15 protein-coding genes are annotated in these 15,575 nt (G+C 45.3%); 12 read left to right on the top strand and 3 right to left on the bottom strand.

Annotated elements, in window-relative coordinates:
- Positions 1–63: 63 nt before the first annotated feature.
- A complete protein-coding gene (locus tag AOA56_RS02950) occupies positions 64–765 on the top strand; it encodes a YoaK family protein (RefSeq protein ID WP_024732714.1) in 702 nt (233 codons plus the stop codon).
- Between the two features lie 138 nt (positions 766–903).
- Here the strand turns inward: AOA56_RS02950 and pepI are convergent, their stop codons facing one another.
- Positions 904–1,794: a proline iminopeptidase gene (pepI, locus tag AOA56_RS02955; protein WP_024732713.1), complete on the bottom strand. Its 891-nt coding sequence runs from the start codon at positions 1,792–1,794 to the stop codon at positions 904–906.
- Positions 1,795–2,116: 322 nt separating this feature from the next.
- On the opposite strand from pepI, the gene AOA56_RS02960 reads away from it, so the two are divergent.
- A complete protein-coding gene (locus tag AOA56_RS02960; RefSeq protein WP_024732712.1) occupies positions 2,117–2,989 on the top strand; it encodes an aldose 1-epimerase family protein in 873 nt (290 codons plus the stop codon).
- A 101-nt stretch (positions 2,990–3,090) separates the two neighbouring features.
- Here AOA56_RS02960 and AOA56_RS02965 read toward each other — a convergent pair whose 3' ends face one another.
- Positions 3,091–3,363: a hypothetical protein gene (locus tag AOA56_RS02965; protein ID WP_024732711.1), complete on the bottom strand. Its 273-nt coding sequence runs from the start codon at positions 3,361–3,363 to the stop codon at positions 3,091–3,093.
- A gap of 274 nt (positions 3,364–3,637) precedes the next feature.
- On the opposite strand from AOA56_RS02965, the gene AOA56_RS02975 reads away from it, so the two are divergent.
- Genes AOA56_RS02975 through AOA56_RS02990 form a run of 4 tightly spaced genes read left to right on the top strand, consistent with a single transcriptional unit; the run spans position 3,638 to position 6,994 of the window.
- The gene (locus AOA56_RS02975) at positions 3,638–4,987 is read left to right on the top strand and encodes an MATE family efflux transporter (protein WP_053768909.1); all 1,350 of its coding nucleotides are present in this window, start codon (positions 3,638–3,640) and stop codon (positions 4,985–4,987) included.
- 14 nt (positions 4,988–5,001) lie between these two features.
- The gene (locus AOA56_RS02980; RefSeq protein WP_024732709.1) at positions 5,002–5,430 is read left to right on the top strand and encodes an acyl-CoA thioesterase; all 429 of its coding nucleotides are present in this window, start codon (positions 5,002–5,004) and stop codon (positions 5,428–5,430) included.
- Positions 5,418–6,053, top strand: a complete 636-nt coding sequence (locus AOA56_RS02985) for an MBL fold metallo-hydrolase (RefSeq protein ID WP_048621923.1) — start codon at positions 5,418–5,420, stop codon at positions 6,051–6,053. The genes AOA56_RS02980 and AOA56_RS02985 overlap by 13 nt, the downstream gene beginning before the upstream one ends.
- Entirely contained in the window at positions 6,050–6,994 is a 945-nt protein-coding gene (locus AOA56_RS02990) for a DNA/RNA non-specific endonuclease (protein ID WP_053768910.1), read from the top strand. Before AOA56_RS02985 ends, AOA56_RS02990 begins: the two co-directional genes overlap by 4 nt.
- Before the next feature lie 43 nt (positions 6,995–7,037).
- Here the strand turns inward: AOA56_RS02990 and AOA56_RS02995 are convergent, their stop codons facing one another.
- Positions 7,038–7,661 carry a sugar O-acetyltransferase gene (locus tag AOA56_RS02995; protein ID WP_053768911.1) on the bottom strand — a complete coding sequence of 208 codons (624 nt, stop codon included), beginning with the start codon at positions 7,659–7,661 and terminating at the stop codon, positions 7,038–7,040.
- A 141-nt stretch (positions 7,662–7,802) separates the two neighbouring features.
- Here AOA56_RS02995 and AOA56_RS03000 point away from each other — a divergent pair, with 141 nt between their 5' ends.
- From AOA56_RS03000 to AOA56_RS03025, 6 genes are all read left to right on the top strand, one after another.
- Complete coding sequence (locus AOA56_RS03000) at positions 7,803–9,287, top strand: AAA family ATPase (protein ID WP_053768912.1); 1,485 nt, start codon at positions 7,803–7,805, stop codon at positions 9,285–9,287.
- Between the two features lie 77 nt (positions 9,288–9,364).
- A complete protein-coding gene (locus AOA56_RS03005) occupies positions 9,365–10,507 on the top strand; it encodes an aldo/keto reductase (RefSeq protein ID WP_053769091.1) in 1,143 nt (380 codons plus the stop codon).
- Positions 10,508–10,531: 24 nt separating this feature from the next.
- Positions 10,532–11,242: an alpha/beta fold hydrolase gene (locus tag AOA56_RS03010; RefSeq protein ID WP_024732703.1), complete on the top strand. Its 711-nt coding sequence runs from the start codon at positions 10,532–10,534 to the stop codon at positions 11,240–11,242.
- Positions 11,243–11,571: 329 nt separating this feature from the next.
- Positions 11,572–12,627 carry an autoinducer 2 ABC transporter substrate-binding protein gene (locus AOA56_RS03015; RefSeq protein ID WP_048621918.1) on the top strand — a complete coding sequence of 352 codons (1,056 nt, stop codon included), beginning with the start codon at positions 11,572–11,574 and terminating at the stop codon, positions 12,625–12,627.
- A 94-nt stretch (positions 12,628–12,721) separates the two neighbouring features.
- A complete protein-coding gene (locus AOA56_RS03020; protein ID WP_024732701.1) occupies positions 12,722–14,230 on the top strand; it encodes a sugar ABC transporter ATP-binding protein in 1,509 nt (502 codons plus the stop codon).
- 16 nt (positions 14,231–14,246) lie between these two features.
- A complete protein-coding gene (locus tag AOA56_RS03025) occupies positions 14,247–15,560 on the top strand; it encodes an ArgE/DapE family deacylase (protein WP_053768913.1) in 1,314 nt (437 codons plus the stop codon).
- The last annotated feature ends 15 nt before the right edge of the window (positions 15,561–15,575 follow it).

The raw sequence follows: 15,575 nt of genomic DNA on the forward strand, positions 1-15,575 counted from the left end.
GCGCAGAGACTTTACAAATGAAAAAAAGATGATTATAATAAGGGAAGTCAGGAGGCGCTTTTTGTGGAAAGAGAAACTGTATTTGATGTACCTGTACATTATACCATGGCGATATTCGGTGGATTTATAGGAGCGTATGCGATTCTTGCCAGAATGCAGGTGTTTGGCTCTGCCCAGACGGCCAATATGATCGAGCTTGTATGTGGGATTCTGGGAAGAGATCCGGAAGAAGTTCTGATCCGGATTGGCGCTCTTGTGATCTTTATCGGGGCGATCGCCCTTTCAGCAGTGCTTGCAAAAAATGTACGCTGGAATGTGAAATATCTCGCTGTGCTCTTTGATTTTGCGGCGATCTGTGTGGTCGGATTTCTACCTGCGAAGATGGATCCGGTGAAGGCGCTTTATCCGATTTTCTTTGTTACAGCTTTTCAGTGGTGCGTGTTCAAAGGAGCGAACGGTTATGTGAGTTCAACGATATTTTCCACCAACAATCTAAAGCAGACAGTTCTATCTGCGGCAGAGTATCTGCTCTATAAGGATGAGGAAGAGATCAGGAAAGAAAAGGGCAGGAAAGCAGCTTTCTTTGGAGGGACTCTTTTGAGTTTCCACCTGGGAGTGGGATTCGGTTATCTTATCTGGCTGCAGTACGGACTTCACAGCGTCTGGTTTGGAAGTGTTCCGTTGCTTGCAGGAGCGGCACTTCTCGTGATTCAGGATGTCAGAGTGAAAGAATATGAACAGGAGCAGGATTCGGTTTCCTGCTAGAGCTAAAGGGTATCGCAAAAAGATCTGATCACGTGGCGATATCCTCATTTTATAGAAAAATCAGGAGGATATCCGCATGTCTGAGGATGTTCTCCTGATTTTTGTAACGTCTATTTACTCATATGTAAATTAGCTATTTTAGTCATGCTGATTCATCCATTTGATGAGCTCTACACAGTAGTCATCGTGTCTGTCTACAAAACAGGTATGTCTTGCACGCTCCCAGAGAATCCATTTGGAATTCGGGATTCTATCTGCCATTGTCTTAGCTACAAGTGGAGAGCAAAGATCAGAAATACCGCTGCAGATCAGAGAAGGTATCTTGATTTCTCCAAGTCTGTCAATGTATTCAAAGTCTTTCAGTGTTCCTGTAGGTGCAAACTCATTTGGTCCCCATCCTTCTACATAAGACTCAGAGCCGGATTTTTTCGGTCTTGTGCAACATTCCGGCGCGTCTTCTCCGAGCCAGTAGTTACAATATCTGTCCATATATTCAGCAACTGCGGCGTCGTAAGCCTCGCCTGTGAAATCTCCGGTTTCAAGCGCATGGTTGATCGCGTCCTGCATATCCTGCGGCATCATTTTAATACGGCGAAGACCTTCCCTTTCCCAGAGTGAACTACTTGGATGGCCACTGGAAATAATGAAACTCTTTACGCCTTTTGGATCATAATCAACCGCGTAAGCGATCTGCATCATTCCACCCCAGGACTGTCCGATGATATGACAAACGTCTAATCCAAGGTGGTCTCTCAGAGCTTCAAGCTCATCCAACCATACTTTCTGGTTCCAAAGCTCCGGATGTCCGTCGAGATAAGAATTCCCGCAACCGATCTGGTCATACATGACGATCATCCGGTCATCTTCATCTGCAACATTATCCAGTACCTCGAAATAGTTATGGGTAGAACCCGGTCCACCGTGAAGACAGATCAAAGGTGCCTTCCCGTTATCTTTTCTTTCCCCAACAATTCTGTAATAAGTCTGATAGCCTAAATATGGCATGTAGCCTTCTGTAATTTTTGCCATAATAATCCCCTTTCTGACAAGTTTTTAACTATCCTTTAATGTAATACATTTTGTCAAAAAAATGAACCCTTTTGTGTGAAATATTTTAGATTTGTCAATATTACCTAAAATAGTACCTATAGAATATACAAAACCACGGAATATGAGACAAAAAAATAACAATTGTTGAAAAACAGAACTCCTATTTATGACAAAACAGAACTTATATGGTAGAATAACAGATATAAAAAGCAGGTGTATTTCATCTATGCAAAAGCAAGATGAAGCCCCATACCGGCTTCTATGTACAGAATATCCGTGTGCGAAATAATGAGGGTAGTTTATGAAGTATCAGTTACAGAATGAAAAGATTATAGTAACAGTGGCGTCGAAAGGTGCTGAAATGCAATCGATGATAAAGGATGGTCAGGAGTATCTCTGGAATGGCGATGAGACATATTGGGCAGACCGGTCTCCGCTGCTGTTCCCTTATGTGGGAAGATTTACCGATGGGAAATATAAAATTGGAGAGAAAGAGTACGAGATGGGGATCCATGGATTTGCCAAAAACAGTGAGTTCTCCCTTATAAAACAGACGAAAGATCAGTTGATGTTGGAATTGTGTAATACAGAATGTACATATCGGCTTTATCCGTTTCAGTTTTGTTTGCGGGTACTGTACACTCTTGTGGATCAGGAGATTCGGATCGAATACAAGGTTTATAATTTGTCGGATTCCTGGATGTATTTTGGAATGGGCGGGCATCCTGGTTTTCGGCTGCCGATGGAAGAGGGCGTGAAATTTGAAGATTATTATCTCGAATTTGGAGAAGAGTGTTATCCGGATCGTATAGGACATACAGAGGCATGTTTTTTGAGCGGAGAGAATAAGCGCTATCCGTTGGAAGAAAACCGCAGATTACGGCTGCGCCACGAATTGTTCGATGAAGATGCAATCGTATTACAATCTATGGCGGATCGTGTCACGTTAAAAACGGATCAAGGAAGCCGTAAAGTCACCTTGTATTATCCTCAGCTTCCGTATTTGGGCATTTGGCATGTACCGAAAACAACGGCTCCCTATGTATGTGTGGAGCCATGGACTTCTTTGCCGTCGCGGCAGGGGATTATCGAAGATATCCGGTTTAAACCGGATCTGATCCGTCTGAAAGAACAGGAGGAGTACTGTAACTGTTGGAGCATAAAAATAGAATAAAAAACATATAAACGATATAAATGAGAGGGGGATATTTAGAGAGAGCCTCCTCTCATTTTTGCCGTTTATATTTCATAAGTCAGTCCGTCTGATGGACTCTGCTAAATTCCCATTTTCTGATAGGCTTCCTGCTGATTTAACGTAAAAGTTCCGTCTTCAAACTGAAAGAGCGGAATTCCGATCGTATGTCCTTCGCGAACCCCGGCAAACAAATTCATCGTGTCACGAAGCTTTAAAAAGCGCTTCAAATTTCCGGTTGATTTTGTAATATCGAAGTAGTTGTACTGGATGGATTCATCCGCATGTTCTTTTAAATATGCTTTTGTTTCAAGACAGTCACCGCAGATGTCAGAGCCGTAAATAATCACTTTCATACTGAATTTCTCCTTTTTTTGTTTTACTATAGCACAGACGGGAGAAAAGTACAATGAAGGAAAGAGAAGAGAAATTACAGGAGGAAATACAAAAGAAATGCGGGAAAAGTCAGGAAAAAATATTTTACATTTCGGCCGGATCGTGTAGAATAGAAAGAGAATCTATGAAAACTGATGCAAGGATGCCATTAGAGCGGAAAAGCTTTGTCTGTGCAAGGACGGCTGCGTCCCGTTCCGGGAGAAAAAATGGCGGCAGGAAAGAGAGAGGGGTCACATGGAAACAGCTCAGATGAAAAATCAGATCACGGAAGGTGTGATCTGGAAACAGCTTTTGATGTTCTTTTTTCCGATTATGATCGGAACTTTTTTTCAACAGCTTTATAATACGATCGATACCGTTGTAGTGGGGCAGTTTGTGGGGACGAAAGCCCTTGCCAGCGTCGGTGGATCGTCTTCCCAGATGATTAATCTGGTGGTTGGATTCTTTACAGGACTCTCATCCGGTGCGTCCGTCATCATTGCCCAGTACTACGGAGCGAAAGATGAGGAGTTTGTGCGAAAGGGGATTCACAATGCCTACGCTATCGCCGCGGCAGGCGGCATCTTTTTAAGTATCGTAGGAATTGCGCTGGCTCCGGCCATGCTCCGTATGATGAATACACCGTCAGAAATCGTGGCAGACTCTACCTTGTATCTCAGAGTGTATTTTTCCGGACTTCTGTTTACTTTTGTATACAACATTGGATCCAGTATTCTACGTGCCATCGGGGATTCCCGGACGCCGCTTTATATTTTGATTGCCTGTTGTATTGTGAATATTGTGCTGGATCTTATTTTTGTGGTGGTATTCCATGAGGGAGTTTTTGGGGTAGCGCTTGCGACTTTATTGGCCCAGGCGTTCAGTGCTGTGCTTGTAACATGGAAGCTGATGAAGTCCAAAGGAATGTTACAGCTCAAGATTTCCAAAATCCGCTTTTATAAAAGTGCGCTCATCAGTCAGATTAAGCTTGGAATTCCGACAGGTATTGAGTCCATCCTGTTTGCGATCACAAATATCGCGATCCAGGCGTCTTTAAATTCTTTCGGGACGGATACGACAGCGGCATGGTCGGCTTATGGAAAGCTGGACGCAATTTTCTGGATGATCAATTCGGCTTTTGGCATTTCCATTACTACTTTTGTCGGGCAGAATTTTGGCGCGGGTAAGACAGACAGGATCAGGAAAAGCGTCAAGGTATGTCTGGGGATGGAGTTGGTGGCGGCTACCGTAATGGTCGTATTTTTGATTGCTACAAGAGGTTTTTTGTTCCGGATGTTTACGTCGGATGCCAACGTTATTCAGATCGGAAGCGATATGCTCGTTTTGATTGCTCCTTGGTATATCGTTTACGTGTTTATTGAGATTCTGGCGGGGGCACTGCGGGGAATCGGGGATGTGATTGTCCCGGTCATCATTACACTTGGCGGTATCTGTGTACTGAGGATTGTCTGGCTTTCCATAGCGCTGAAAATCAGTCCGACAATCTCGGTGATTATTTTCAGTTATCCGGTGACATGGATTTTGACGGCGCTGATTTTTATTGGCTATTATTACTACAAACATAAGAAGACCGGAATTATTTAACAGGAGGGATCAGTATGAACACTTATATACATAAAGTACATTATTATGAGACGGATCGGATGGGGATTACCCATCATTCTAACTATATTCGTTGGATGGAAGAAGCGAGAGTGAATTTTCTGGATCAGGCCGGATGGGGATTTGACCGGATGGAGGCCGACGGTATTGTTTCTCCAATCACCCATGTGGACTGTGATTTTAAAAAGACGACGACGTTCCAGGATGTAGTGGAGATTCAGGTGCGGATTGAAGAATATAATGGAGTAAGAATGACAATCGGTTATGAAATGTATTGCCGGGGAGAACTGGCAGCAGTAGGACATTCCGGACATTGTTTTCTGGATCGGTCCGGAATTCCGATCCGTATGAAAAAGCAGTTTCCCCAGTTGGATCAGTTGTTCCGGGAAATGACAGAAGGGAGGAAGAATACATGCGGGAAATAAAAGTAGAATGGTTTGGTCATTCTTGTTTTCGGATCAGCAAAGATGGATATGCCATTGTCTTTGATCCTTATGAAGATGATAATGTGCCAGGATTGAAATTGGAAATATTGACAGCAAACGAGGTGTTTACAAGTCATGAGCACGGGGATCACAATGCCAGAGAAAAAGTGAAGCTTGTAAAAGCGTACGGAGAAACTCCATTTCAAGTAACGCATCTGGAGTCGTTCCATGATGACTGTCAAGGAAAGAAGCGTGGTACGAATTGTATTACGATTCTGGAGTCCGAGGGACTGCGGATCGCCCATCTCGGTGATATCGGATGTATGCCTACAGAAGAACAGAAGAGGGCTCTTTCCCATCTGGATGCAGTATTCGCCCCGGCAGGGGGATTCTATACGATGGAGCCGGACCAGATACGGGTTCTTCTGGAAGAGCTGAGTCCCAAAATGATCATTCCGATGCATTATCGGAGTGAACGTTTTGGTTATGATGTGATTGGTACACTGGATGCTTTTTTGCATAAGGAAGATCCGGTAGTGACATATGAGTCCAATGAGCTGATGATCCGTCCGGATATGGTACGCCAGATTGCAGTTCTGACCTGCCCGGTGAAGACAGCATGACGCGAAGAAAACGGACGTTGTTTCCTCTGTTTGTTCTTGTATTCAGTCTGTTCTTTACTTCCTGCGGTCAGATTTCAGGAGACAGCAGGTATTCCGATTTCGGGAGAAATTCCGAAACCCAGGAGCTTCGTAAGGAGGCGGAAGAAACCGAGTCGATCGTGGCAGTACTGCCGGAGTACAGTGGCGAGCCTTATACGATTGTGGATAACAACGAGCCGGATTTTTCAGATGAAGAGCTTCAGAACGATTCCTACGAAATATATAGCCCTCTCGATCATCTAGGAAGATGCCGGACTGCGAAAGCTAATATCGGGGAGGATCTGATGCCCACTGAAGATCGGGAGAGTATTTCTGAAGTGAAGCCGTCCGGGTGGATGAATAAGGAATATGATGAGGTGGACGGAGGCTATCTTTATAATCGCTGTCATCTGATCGGCTTTCAACTGACGGCGGAAAATGCCAATGAGAGAAACCTTATCACCGGAACCCGTTATATGAACACCGAGGGGATGCTCCCATTTGAAAATATGGTGGCGGATTATATTCGGGAGACGGACAACCATGTACTTTATGAGGTGACTCCGGTATTTGAGGACGACAATCTGGTGGCATCGGGCGTGCTGATGGAAGCGCAGTCTGTAGAGGACGGCGGAGAAGGAATCTCCTTCTATGTGTATGTGTACAACGTGCAGCCGGGAATTGAAATTGACTATGAGACCGGAAAAAGCCGAGAGAGTGAAGGAGCCGGGAAAGAGGACGGATCTGGGAAGGACAGTCCAATGGAGCAGACGTATGTGCTCAACACCAACACAAAGAAATTCCATAAGCCGGACTGTGCAAGTGTGGGGGATATCAGGAGTTCCAACCTAAGTGAGTACAGCGGAATCAGAGAAGATATCATCAGAAGGGGGTATGAGCCCTGTGGGAGATGTAAACCGTAAATACTTGAAGGAAGGGCAAAGTATGGAAGAGGAGGCCAGCCGGTTACGGCTGGTCCTTTTTACGAAGTTCGTGATATTTTGCTGCCTCTTGTACCCAGTAGGTCCGGTCCGCGTCCGTGATTGCCCGGATCACACGGCAAGGGGAGCCGGCGGCTACTACATTGTCAGGGATGTTTTTGGTTACAACGGAGCCGGATCCAATCACGACATTGTTTCCGATGGTGACACCGGGGTTGATGACTGTGTTGCCGCCGATCCAGACATTGTCCCCAATGTGAACTTCCTTTCCATATTCAAACTTACTGTTACGGATCACCGGATCAATGGGATGGCCGGCGGTGAAGATGCAGACCCGTGGACCAAACATGACATTGTTTCCGATATGAATCTCCGCTACGTCGATGAAGATACAGTCATAGTTGGCGTAGAAATCTTCCCCGATGTAGGTATGGCATCCGTAATCCGTCCGGAAAGGCGGTTCCACCCAGAAGCGTTCACCTACATGGCCGAATAACTGGCGGTAGAGCGCCATCTGTTCTTTGGCATCTTCTTCCGTGAGAGTATTGATCAGGCGGGTCAGGCGCCTTGCGTTCTGATGATCTCTGGCAAGCTCTTCATCGTCTGCGATATATAAATGTTCTGACAGCATCAGTTCTTTTTCCGTCATAGTGCGACCTCCTTTGTTTTATGATTTCTATATTATAGTACTGGTCAGACCTCATCTGTCAAGCAGTATTTCAGCAGATTGTATCCGGGTACGTTTTGTGGTAAACTAAAGAAAATGGACGACGAGATAGGAGTGCAGACAATGCCAGTTTTTGATTTTAATCACACACCGGAAGCAGAAAAAGATCCGGAGTGTACGTATACCGTATTTTATTCCAATAAGCACGAAGCTTCTTTGGAAGATCCGATACTTCTTCTTGATAATCGTGAGGGATTATTACAACACCATTCCAGTGGGAGTTTTACCAATCCGGTTCGTGGTACCGCCTTTGAGTGGAAGGAAGAAGAAGGAACAAAAAGCGTTGATATATTGCAGATTGACGCCCGGTTTATAAGTCTCTTAAAATGGATGGGTGAAAACCATATCAATGTCCGCCTCTCCGGCGCAGACACAGAAAACGGCTATGCGGTTTATAAAATCCGGGAGATTGCTTTTGGGGGAGGCTCCAAACTTTCTGCTGAGGATGGATTTTTACAGTTTATGATCGAGCGGCTGTTGACAAGCGATGCGCCGTCCGGGGAAGTCCCGGATGAAGAGGAAGAGGAGACCGGGGACAGTATGAAACTTACCAGTATCCAGAGTATTACGGATTTTATGACTTGCGCAGGAAGGACACTGCCGGATAATATCCGTCTCTGGGCCAGAAGAAATCTGGCTGTAGCAAAGTCTCATGAAGTGTCCGCGGAGGAGCGGCGGCACGCACAGAGAGCGCTCTCCATAATGATGAATATTCAATGGAAAGGAAATTATTTTCAGGCAATTGATCCAAAGGAGGCCAGAAAAATTCTTGATGAAGAGCTCTACGGGATGGAGCAGGTCAAGCAGAGAATTATCGAGACGATCATCCAGATCAATCGGACTCATACCCTCCCGGCTTATGGGCTTCTGTTGGTGGGCCCTGCGGGAACCGGAAAATCACAGATTGCCTATGCGGTGGCACGGATTTTGAAACTGCCGTGGACAACACTGGACATGAGTTCCATCAATGACCCGGAACAGCTTACAGGAAGTTCCAGAATCTATGCCAATGCGAAGCCGGGTATTATCATGGATGCTTTTTCCATGGCAGGAGAATCAAATCTGGTGTTTATTATCAATGAGCTTGACAAGGCAGCGTCTGGAAAGGGGAATGGAAATCCGGCAGATGTCCTCTTGACTTTATTAGATAATCTTGGATTCACAGATAATTACATAGAATGTATGATCCCGACGGTTGGAGTTTATCCGATTGCGACAGCGAACGACAAGGCTCAGATTAGTGCCCCGCTGATGTCCCGTTTTGCGGTGATTGAGCTTCCGGATTATGCGCCGGAGGAGAAAAAGGTGATTTTCTCCCAGTATGCCCTTCCGAAAGTATTGAAGCGCATTGGAATGGAAAAAGAAGAATGTACTCTGACAGACGATGGGCTGGAGGCTGTTATCGATCTGCACCGTAATACAAGTGGAATCCGGGATCTGGAGCAGGCGGCAGAGCACCTTGCAGCGAACGCTTTATACCGGATCGAGGTAGAACATGTAAAATCTGTCGTATTTGACGCAGGTATGGTACGGACTTTGTTGGGATAGAGAGGGGGAGGCGGTTTTGAGGAACGGATCTACCGGATGGGAAACGAAGAAAGATAGGAATATGGAGGGCCAAGATGATGAAATATAGGAAATTAGGGACTACCGGGCTTGAGGTCAGCGAGATTGGCCTGGGCGCGGAGTGGCTAGAGCGTCATAACGAGAAAGAAGTCAAAGAGATAATCGACTGTTGTGAAAGTTATGGGATCAATATTTTGGACTGCTGGATGTCCGAGCCAAACGTGCGTACGAATATTGGAAAAGCCATTCGAGGCAAAAGAGAGCGCTGGATCATCCAGGGGCATATCGGCTCTACCTGGCAGAATGGTCAGTATGTCCGCACGCGGGATCTTGCGAAGGTGGAGGAGGCTTTCTCGGATCTGCTGACACGCCTCGGAACGGACTATATAGATCTTGGCATGATCCACTTTGTGGATGAGGAGACGGAATTCCACAAAATTATGGAGGGAGAATTCCTTGATTACGTGAAAGAGAAAAAGAAGCAGGGGATCATTCACCATATCGGAATGAGCACACACAATCCGAAAGTGGCAAAGCTTGCGGCTTTAAGCGGCGTTGTGGAGATGATTCTTTTCAGCATCAATCCGGCCTTTGATTTGCTTCCTGCAAGTGAAGACCTGAACACCTATTTTGCCGATTCTTACGCGGAAGATCTAAACGGAATTGATCCGGAGCGGGCAGAACTCTACCAGGTCTGCGAGCAGCGTGGGATTGGGATTACAGTTATGAAAGGTTATGCAGGAGGACGTCTGTTCTCACCGCAGACCTCCCCGTTTGGTGTCGCCCTGACCCCGGTTCAGTGCATCCACTATGCACTCACAAGACCTGGAGTGGCAAGCATATTGGCAGGATATGACAGTACGGAGCATGTGACGCAGGCGGTGGCTTACGAGACAGCTACGTCGAAAGAAAAGGACTATGCAAGCGTGCTGGCACATGCACCGCATCATGCTTATACAGGTCAGTGTACTTACTGTGGGCACTGTGCGCCATGTCCGGCTGGGATCGATGTCGCGATGGTCAACAAGCTGTATGATTTGGCTACGATGCAGGAAGAGGTGCCATCCACAATCAAGGCGCATTACGAAAGTCTTTCGGCCGGCGCAAAAGACTGTATCGCTTGTGGAGGATGCGAAGTCAGATGTCCGTTTGATGTTCCTGTAGTGGAGCGGATGAAACGGGCAACTGTGTTGTTTCAGTAGGGGTTCAGAAAAGGAGCGGTCAATATGCATGATATTCATCTGCATTATATCGAGAAGGGAAGCGGGAAGCCGTTGATTCTTTTACATGGAAACGGGGAGGACAGCCGGTATTTCAAGCATCAGATCCGCTTTTTTTCCCGTAGCCGCAGAGTACTGGCGGTGGATACCAGAGGACACGGAAAAACGAAAAGAGGGACAAAGCCTTTTACGATCCGGCAGTTTGCGGAGGATCTTGCCGTTTTCCTGAAAGAAAAAGGGATCCATAAGGCAGATATCATAGGTTTCAGTGATGGCGGCAACATTGCAATCATTTTTGCGATACGGTTTCCGGAGAAAGTTGAAAATTTGATCCTGAATGGAGCCAATCTGTATCCTGCCGGGATGAAGCTTTGGGCGGTCTTTCCGGTCTGGATGGAATACGGCCTCCTGTCTCTTGTTACGAGGTTTTGTGGAAGAGGAAAGCGGCGGCAGGAGCTCTTGCGTCTGATGATAAAAGATCCCTATATCCGGCCGTCAGATCTTCGGAAGATCCGATCAAGGACGCTGGTAATAGTTGGAACCCACGATATGATCCGGGACCGTCATTCCCGTTTTATGGCGGATCAGATTCCCGGAGCCACATTTGTTTGTCTGAAAGGAGATCATTTTCTTGCCGCAAAACGACCACAAATCTTTAACTGGGTCGTGAAGCGGTTTCTGGAGGAAGAAACGTTCTTTTCCGTAGAAAAGAGATAGAAATATAAAAATGATACAATATGAAAAACGTAGTGGTTTTAATGCAATAGTATTAAAACTGCTGCGTTTTTTATTGTCTATTGGAAATAAAGAAGATAACTTTAATAAAACGATTTACTAAATATAAAAAGTAACAAAAAAACAAAAGGATATTATGCAAAATGACGATAAAATAAAAAAGAATTAGAGAATATGATGAAAATTATTTTAGAATTTAGTAAAAATGTGACGATTGAAATAAATGTTAGTGGGGTATATAATCGAATTAACAAAATTGGAAAAACGTTTTACCAATGAATCTTACAGGACAAAAAGAGGAGGAACAATTTATGAGAAAAAAGGCAGGGACACTTACGGCAGTTTTGCTTACAGCAGCGATGACGTTCGGGCTTCTGGCAGGGTGCCAAACAGGAGGAACGGATTCGGGAGAAAATAAAGGCGGAGAAAAGACAGAATCCGGAAAAGACAGCGGAAAAACCAAAATCGCCTTTATCCCTCAGCTAGTCGGGATCCCGTATTTCTCTGCAATGGAAAAAGGTGGAGAAAGAGCGGCGGAGGATTTGGGCGTAGACTACTTATATACCGGCGCAACACAGGCGAACGCAGCGGAACAGGTAAAAATTATGGACAGCCTGATTAAACAGGGCGTGGATGCGATTTCCCTGTCCGTTCTTGACAGTTCATCTACAAATCCGTACATTGAGAAGGCGCAGGAAGCAGGAATCCACGTGTATACTTCCGACTCTGATGCTCCAGACAGTACAAGAGAATTTTATGTCGCGCAAGCCTCTGACGAAGATTTAGGAAGAACGCTGATGGACAGACTGGCAGAACAGATAGGAGAGAAAGGAAAAATCGGCATTGTATCAGGAGAATCCACAGCAACAAATCTGAATTCATGGATTTCCTGGATAGAAAAACAGCAGGAAGAAAAATATCCGGATATTGAAATTGTGGATATCCGGTATACGCAGGGCGGAAGCAGCGAGCAGGCTCTGAAACAGGCGCAGGAACTCATGACAAGATATTCGGATTTGAAGGGACTGGTTGCGGTTGCGTCCTCCACGATTCCGGGAGTGGCACAGGCGGTAGAACAGGAAGGAAAAGCGGGGGAGGTAGCTGTGATCGGATACGGTTCTCCGGAAACGGTAAAACCATTTATCGATTCAGGCGTGATGGAAGAATCGATCATGTGGGATGCGGAAGCGCTTGGATATCTTGACGTGTGGGCAGGAGTTCAGGTTGTAGAAGGAAAAGAATTTGAAGAAGTGAATGAAATCGAAGGCATTGATAATCCAGTGACCTGGGATGAAGAGACAAAAACACTCCTTTTAGGAGAACCATTGATTATTAATAAGGATAATGTAAATGATTACGATTTCTAAGGTTTCAATATAAGTGGGATGAAGGGGAAGTATATTCGGCTGTTTGAACCGGGAATATACTTCCTTTTCTGATTTCTGAAAGGGGATGAAAGGCGTGGAAAAAGAAATCCTATTAAAAGCCGAATCGATAAGCAAATCCTTTGGAGGGGTAAAAGCACTTCAGAATGTCAGTTTTGAGCTGCAAAAAGGAGAAGTGCTGTCTGTAATCGGAGAAAACGGGGCTGGTAAGTCAACCCTGATGAAAATTGTAGCCGGAGCACTGAAAAACGATGAAGGAAAAATTTATTTCCAGGGAGAAGAGCTTTCCCTTCATTCGCCTCTGGATGCGGTAAAGACAGGGATTTCCATTGTGTATCAGGAGCCGAATATTTTTGCTGATATGTCGGTTCTGGAAAACATTTTTATGGGAAATGAAACGGTAAGTAGAGGAGGAACGATTCAGTGGACGAAAATGTATGACGAGGCGGTAGAAGCGCTTCGGCTCGTCGGACTTGACGGAAAGATTCTGCATCTTACCATGAGTGAACTTTCCATCGGGAACCAACAACTTGTACTGATTGCACGTGGAATCTATAAAAAATGTAAGGTATTGATTCTGGACGAACCGACTTCGATTCTAAGCCATAATGAATCGGAAAAGTTGTTTGAGATTATTGCGGACTTAAAGAATAAGGGCGTCAGCATCATGTATATCAGTCATAGAATACCGGAGATCCTCCGGATTTCAGATAATATTATTGTTTTGCGGGATGGTTGTCTTACCGGCACGCTTTCACCGAAAGAGATTTCTGAGGAAACGATTATTACGGCAATGTCGGGACGAAAAATCAACATGAGTGTTTATAAGGAGAGAAAACAGAGTGAAAAGCCGATTCTGGAGGTGAAACATCTTTCCTTGAAACCGGTATATAAAGACGTGAGTTTTGATGTAAGACCGGGGCAGATACTTGGAATGTACGGTCTGGTAGGAGCAGGACGCTCAGAGATAGCAAGAGCCATTTTCGGAGAAACCAATGCGGAAAGTGGACAGATATTTTTTGAAGGAGAGGATATAAGCAGGATCAATATTAATCAGGCAGTAGAAAGACGGATTTTTTATGTACCGGAGGACAGAGGCGCACAGGGGCTTTTTGATATTCATTCGGTCAGGGATAATATGAGCGTCGCCTTTCTGGACAGCCTTTCCGGAAAAAGCGGTATGATCCACAAAAAGAAAGAAAAACAGGTAGTACAGGAGAATATAGAAAAATACAGCATCAAGACGCCGAACCAGGAAATCAGTGTCAACAGCTTAAGCGGAGGAGGACAGCAGAAAGTGCTGTTTTGCAGATGGCTTCTTCAAAAGCCGAAAGTTTTGATACTGGATGAGCCGACAAGAGGAATCGATGTTATGACAAAAACGGAAATACACCGGTATATTATGGAATTGGCAAAGGACGGTGTTGCAGTTATCGTGATTTCATCCGACCTTCCGGAAGTAATGGAATTAAGCGACAATATTATTACGCTTTACAAGGGAAAGATAACGGCCCGGTTTGACAGGAAGACGGTAACGGAAGAAGCGATTTTAAAGAATGCGCTGAACTTAAATGAAAACCGGTAAGAAGAGGAGGATATCTATGACGGCAAAAGAAAAGATTTACAAATGGATTGAGGAAAACAGGGAGGAAGTCACAGGACTTTTGCAGAAACTGATACAGGCGCCAAGCGTCAATCCGTATTTTGATGAAGAAACCATATATATGAAAGAAGGAGATGCACAGAGAGTTCTGGAGGCTTATCTAAAGGATATGGGAATGACGACAGAGTATACATATCCGGATGCGAAGAAGCTTGCTTCCTATGAGGGAAAGCCAGGGTACTATGCTGACCATACATTTGAGGACAGACCGAATCTGTATGCGGAATTAAAAGGAACAGGCGGAGGACGTTCCATAATGCTTTCAGGGCATATTGACGTGGTACAGCGGGGCAGTAAGTGGACACAAGATCCATTTGGCGGAAAAATCATAGGGAACCGGCTTTACGGAAGAGGTGCGGTAGATATGAAAGGCGGTATTGCCGCCATGACCTGTGCAGTAAAAGCGATTCAGGAAAGTGGAATGAAATTAAAGGGTGATATAAGAATCGGAACCGTTGTGGATGAAGAAGCGGGAGGAATGGGAACACTTGCCCTGGTAGCGGAAGGATACCGTGCGGACGGCTGTCTGATTACGGAACCGACACATCTGAAAATAGCGCCGCTTTGCAGAGGGATTCTATGGGGAAAACTGACGATTGAAGGAAGAGCGGGACATATTGAACTGAAGCAGGGAGATTTCAGGACAGGCGGAGCGGTTGATGCCATCGATAAAGCGTCGCTTTATTTGGAACAGTTTAGAAGGCTGAATAAAGAATGGAGCGTGGCAAAAGAGCATAAGTATCTGCCCATACCATGTCAGATCCATATTGCACAGTTTCAGGCCGGAGAATATCCGACGACATTTGCGAACCGGGCAGAGCTTACATTCAACGCGCAGTATCTTCCGTCGGAGAAGGATGAAAACGGACTTGGCTCAAAGGTAAAAAAGGAAATCGAAGAGTTTGTGAAGCATGTGGCCCTTACAGACGCATGGCTTACAGATCATCAGCCAAAAGTGGAATGGCTGATTGACGCAGACTGTGGAGAAACACTGGATGACCAGCCGTTTTTCAAGACAGTAAGGGACAGCGCAAGAAAGGTCAATCCGGATTCTATCGTAGAAGGAATCTGCTGTCATACAGATATGGGGTGGTTCTGTAATGTCGGTATACCTACGCTGAATATCGGGCCGGGAGACCCGAGACTTGCGCATCAGGCGGATGAGTTTATTGAAATAGAAGAACTTCTCACATGTACGAAAATGATTGCCTCGATCGTAATGGACTGGTGCGGGGCGGAGGAAAATTCATAAACGGAGGGAATGACA

It is taken from the genome of Sellimonas intestinalis (genome assembly GCF_001280875.1).
GTDB classification, from domain to species: Bacteria; Bacillota; Clostridia; order Lachnospirales; family Lachnospiraceae; genus Sellimonas; species Sellimonas intestinalis.

What these genes read in the sequence shown, in the direction of transcription:
- AOA56_RS02980 (WP_024732709.1), top strand. Translation starts at nt 5,002, where the DNA reads ATGAACACTTATATACATAAAGTACATTATTATGAGACGGATCGGATG.
- AOA56_RS02965 (WP_024732711.1), bottom strand. Translation starts at nt 3,363, where the DNA reads ATGAAAGTGATTATTTACGGCTCTGACATCTGCGGTGACTGTCTTGAA.
- AOA56_RS03000 (WP_053768912.1), top strand. Translation starts at nt 7,803, where the DNA reads ATGCCAGTTTTTGATTTTAATCACACACCGGAAGCAGAAAAAGATCCG.
- AOA56_RS03025 (WP_053768913.1), top strand. Translation starts at nt 14,247, where the DNA reads ATGACGGCAAAAGAAAAGATTTACAAATGGATTGAGGAAAACAGGGAG.
- AOA56_RS03010 (WP_024732703.1), top strand. Translation starts at nt 10,532, where the DNA reads ATGCATGATATTCATCTGCATTATATCGAGAAGGGAAGCGGGAAGCCG.
- AOA56_RS02985 (WP_048621923.1), top strand. Translation starts at nt 5,418, where the DNA reads ATGCGGGAAATAAAAGTAGAATGGTTTGGTCATTCTTGTTTTCGGATC.
- AOA56_RS02990 (WP_053768910.1), top strand. Translation starts at nt 6,050, where the DNA reads ATGACGCGAAGAAAACGGACGTTGTTTCCTCTGTTTGTTCTTGTATTC.
- AOA56_RS03005 (WP_053769091.1), top strand. Translation starts at nt 9,365, where the DNA reads ATGAAATATAGGAAATTAGGGACTACCGGGCTTGAGGTCAGCGAGATT.
- AOA56_RS02960 (WP_024732712.1), top strand. Translation starts at nt 2,117, where the DNA reads ATGAAGTATCAGTTACAGAATGAAAAGATTATAGTAACAGTGGCGTCG.
- AOA56_RS02975 (WP_053768909.1), top strand. Translation starts at nt 3,638, where the DNA reads ATGGAAACAGCTCAGATGAAAAATCAGATCACGGAAGGTGTGATCTGG.
- AOA56_RS03015 (WP_048621918.1), top strand. Translation starts at nt 11,572, where the DNA reads ATGAGAAAAAAGGCAGGGACACTTACGGCAGTTTTGCTTACAGCAGCG.
- pepI (WP_024732713.1), bottom strand. Translation starts at nt 1,794, where the DNA reads ATGGCAAAAATTACAGAAGGCTACATGCCATATTTAGGCTATCAGACT.
- AOA56_RS02995 (WP_053768911.1), bottom strand. Translation starts at nt 7,661, where the DNA reads ATGACGGAAAAAGAACTGATGCTGTCAGAACATTTATATATCGCAGAC.